4 protein-coding genes and 1 pseudogene are annotated in these 3,527 nt (G+C 75.2%); 4 read left to right on the top strand and 1 reads right to left on the bottom strand.

Translation table 11 applies throughout. From position 1 onward, the window contains the following. The 4 genes from AOK09_RS28445 to AOK09_RS40460 all read left to right on the top strand — a co-directional run. Nucleotides 1-780 (top strand): DUF6084 family protein (locus AOK09_RS28445; RefSeq protein WP_063796100.1); only part of this gene is annotated, 780 nt, incomplete at its 5' end. After that, the gene (locus AOK09_RS28440) at nucleotides 702-1,730 is read left to right on the top strand and encodes a hypothetical protein (RefSeq protein WP_055590112.1); all 1,029 of its coding nucleotides are present in this window, start codon (nucleotides 702-704) and stop codon (nucleotides 1,728-1,730) included. The genes AOK09_RS28445 and AOK09_RS28440, both read left to right, overlap by 79 nt. 305 nt (nucleotides 1,731-2,035) lie before the next feature. Beyond that, nucleotides 2,036-2,590, top strand: coding sequence for a hydrogenase maturation protease (locus tag AOK09_RS43890; protein ID WP_063796101.1), 555 nt, complete (start codon nucleotides 2,036-2,038; stop codon nucleotides 2,588-2,590). Continuing rightward, nucleotides 2,587-2,724 carry a DUF6893 family small protein gene (locus tag AOK09_RS40460; protein WP_157876062.1) on the top strand — a complete coding sequence of 46 codons (138 nt, stop codon included), beginning with the start codon at nucleotides 2,587-2,589 and terminating at the stop codon, nucleotides 2,722-2,724. Before AOK09_RS43890 ends, AOK09_RS40460 begins: the two co-directional genes overlap by 4 nt. Nucleotides 2,725-3,186: 462 nt before the next feature. On the opposite strand, the pseudogene AOK09_RS42580 reads toward AOK09_RS40460, so the two are convergent. Beyond that, a pseudogene (locus tag AOK09_RS42580) lies at nucleotides 3,187-3,527 on the bottom strand (hydrogenase maturation protein); the annotation flags it as partial.

Genomic DNA, 3,527 nt, shown 5'->3' with positions numbered 1-3,527 from the left:
TCCGAGCCGACCGCGGCGGCCCCGCAGGGGTGCGGACACCCCGCCCCCGACCTCACCTTCACCGTCGCCGACGCCCGGCCCGCCCCGTTCACGGCCGTGCCCACCCTGGAGTTCCGGATCACCGTCGCCGGCGGCGGTGGACCGGTGCGCTCGGTCCTGCTCAGCACGGCCGTGCGGATCGCCCCGGGCCGCCGCCGCCACGACCAGGCGACCAGGGAACGGCTCGCCGAGGTGTTCGGCACCGCCCGGCAGTGGGCGGCCGGCATCCGGCCGCTGGCCCTGGCGCAGATCACCACCGTGGTGCCGCCCTTCGACGACAGCACCACGGTGACCCTGCCCGTGCCGTGCGGCAGCGACATCGAGCTGGCCGTCACCAAGTACCTCAGGGCCGTGCCCGACGGGGACGTCCCGCTGGACTTCCTCTTCAGCGGCACGGTCTTCCACGACGGCCCGGACGGACGGCTGCGCACCGCCAGGATCTCCTGGGCGGGCGACGCCGCCTACCGGCTGCCGGCCGTGCTCTGGCAGCAGACCGTCCACGACAGCGGCTGGGTGCGGCTCTCCCGCGACACCTACGACCGGCTGGACGCCCACCGCGCCCGCCACGCCCTCACCAGCTGGGACGAGACCGTGCACGCCCTGCTGGACCAAAGCCCCCCACCGGTCTTCGACGACCCCCCTTCCGACGCTGCAGGAGCCACATGGACGCCGTGGAGAAGATCGCCCGCACCTGCCTCTACGAGGGCTACCTGCTCTGGCCCTACCGCCGCTCCGCGCTGAAGAACCGCCGGCGGTGGACCTTCGGCGGCATCTACCCGCGGGATCTCGCGGGCCCGCTCGGCGAGCCCGACAGCATGGAGACCCAGTGCCTGCTGGAGGCGGAGCCGGACGTCGAGGTGGCCGTCAGTGTGCGCTTCCTGCACCTGGTGGACCGCGGGGTGCTGCGGTACGGCCCCGACGGCCCGCAGCCCGTGGACAGCCTCACCGTGGACGGCCGCCGCCACCTGGCCTGGCAGGAGGCCACCGAGCGACGCGTCGAACTGCCGCCCGCCCGCGTCTCCGGGCTGCTCGCCGGGCCCGCCAGGACCGCCCTCGCCGTCCCCGGCGGCACCCTGCAGGAGCGACTGACGGATCGTCAGGACAGGCTGGCCGGAGCCCTCGTACGCACCTGGCAGCCGCTCACGGGCACCGTGGAGACCCACGCCGACCGGGTCGACGCGACCACCGTGCGGATCAGCGTCCGGATCACCAACACCACCGACTGCCCGCCGCCGCACTCCGACCCGTCCCCCACCCGGGACGGCACGGCCGCCCATGCGCTGCTCTCCGCCCACACCGTGCTGCACTGCGGGGACGGCCGGTTCGCCTCGCTGATCGACCCGCCCGACCGGCTGCGGGACGCCGCCGGGGCCTGCCGCAACCAGGGCACCTGGCCGGTGCTGGTGGGCGGCGAGGGCCGCTGGGGGCACACCGTGCTCTCCTCCCCGATCACCCTCTACGACCACCCCGAGGTCGCCCCCGAGAGCCCGGGTGACCTCTTCGACGGCACCGAGATCGACCAGTTGCTGATCCTCAGCGTGCTGTCGATGAGCGACGAGGAACGCGAGGAGATGGCGGCCAGCGACCCGCGCGCCGACGCGATCCTCAGACGCTGCTCCGAACTCACCCCCGACGACCTGATGGCGCTGCACGGCGCCATCCGTTCCAAGCGGCCGCTGGAGGACGCATGACCGGGCAGCGCACCTGCGGGGAGCGGCGGCCGGCCGGCCGTACCGTCACGGTGGGCGGCGCGGAGGTGGGCAGGGGCAGCCGGGTCCGGCTGCGCCCGCACGGACACGCCGACATCCTGGACCTCGCCCTCACCGGACGGACCGCGGAGGTGGTCGGTGTGGAGGAGGACTACGAGGGCCGGCTGCACCTCGCCGTGGTCCTGGACGACGATCCCGGACGCGACCTGGGCGCCGCCGGGAAGATCGGGCACCGCTTCTTCTTCTCCCCGGAGGAGGTCGAGGCGCTCGGCGCCGAACCGGCCGAGGTGGTGCCGGCGGCGCCGAGGGTGCTGGTCGCCGGGATCGGCAACATCTTCCTCGGCGACGATGCCTTCGGCCCCGAGGTCGCCGCGGCGCTGCTGCGGCGGCGCCTCCCGGACGGCGTCCGGGTGGCCGACTTCGGCATCCGCGGCATGGACCTGGCGTACGCCCTGGTCGACGGCTGCGACGCGGCCGTCCTGGTGGACGCGGCGCCGCGGGGCAGCGCCCCCGGGTCGCTGCACGTCATCGAACCCGACCTGGACGCCGCCGCGGACGCGGCCCCCGAGGCCCACGCCATGGACCCGGTACGGGTCCTGGCGCTGGCCCACCGGCTCGGCGACGGGCGGCTGCCGCGGGTGCTGGTCGTCGGCTGCGAGCCCTCGCACCGCCCTACGGAGGAGGGACCCGACCCCGACCCCGGTCTCAGCCCCGCGGTGCGGGCGGCCGTGGAACCGGCTGTGTCCCTGGTGGAGCGGGTCGTCGACGACCTGCTCGCCGAACTGCGCCGCCGGGAGCGGACGGCGCAGCTTGTCGCGGCACAGGAAGGAGAAGTCCTATGAGGTACGGAATCCATCTCTACATCCCGCCCCTGGCGGTCCGGCTGACGGTGGGCGTGCTCGCTGCGGCCGCGGTCGCGCTGGCGGTCACCCAGGCGCCCGACGCCTGGCGCTATGTGAAGATCGAGACCATGTGACGTACCGGCCGGGGCGCCGCACGGGAGGTCAGAGCGCTCCGTGCGGCGCTCCCGCGCCCGCCCGGTGGTCCACGGGCCGGGCCGCCGAGGCGGACCGGCCCGGCATCGGCCCGGCATCCCCCGGCCACACGGGCGCGGCGCCGGCCGGGTCGGAGTGGGAGGCCGCCACCAGGTGCTCCGGCCGGCCGGTGGACGGGTGCTTGCGGACGAAGGCGGTCCGCAGCGCCGGATAGCCGTCCGGCGCGGGGTCGCGGAAGTTGCGCCGCATCCGCTCCAGTTCGCGGCGGCGGCACTCGGCGAGTTCGGCAAGCCGCGCCGCGTCGAGCGCCGCGGCCTTGGCGGCGATCCTGGGCGCCGTCGCGGGGGAGTGCGCCAGGTCGGCTGCGGCCCGGACCGCCTCGGCGCCGAAGTCGTCGGGGCCGGTGGCGATGACCTGGTCGACCAGGCCGATGCGCAGCGCNNACGGTGAGCCGGTCGGTGGTGGTGAGGACCGCCTCCACCAGGTCGTCCATGGCGTTGATGTTGGCCCAGGACTCGGCGGCCGGGTCGGGCGCCGCCTCGATCACATTGAGGTGGATGCCGTTGGAGAAGAAGTCCCGGGCGCCGCCGAGGACCAGCACCGAGGTGGGGCGGCTGCAGGCGTGGCGGTAGGCGTCGAGCAGCCGGCGGCACTGACCGGTGCTCATGGCGCCCCCGGCGAAGGAGAAGCGGAGCAGGCCGACCGGTCCGGACTCCCGGTAGGTGATCTCCGACCAGGTGCGTCTGCCGGGCGGCAGTTCCAGCGGGGCGGGGACCTCGGGCAC

It is taken from the genome of Peterkaempfera griseoplana, assembly GCF_001418575.1.
GTDB classification, from domain to species: domain Bacteria; phylum Actinomycetota; class Actinomycetes; order Streptomycetales; family Streptomycetaceae; genus Peterkaempfera; species Peterkaempfera griseoplana.
Note: the sequence above shows the minus strand (reverse complement) of the source record. Positions and strands in the feature narration are given on the sequence as shown.

Bases quoted from the DNA above. Each gene is read 5' to 3' on its own strand.
- AOK09_RS40460 (WP_157876062.1), top strand. From the start codon at position 2,587: ATGAGGTACGGAATCCATCTCTACATCCCGCCCCTGGCGGTCCGGCTG.
- AOK09_RS28440 (WP_055590112.1), top strand. From the start codon at position 702: ATGGACGCCGTGGAGAAGATCGCCCGCACCTGCCTCTACGAGGGCTAC.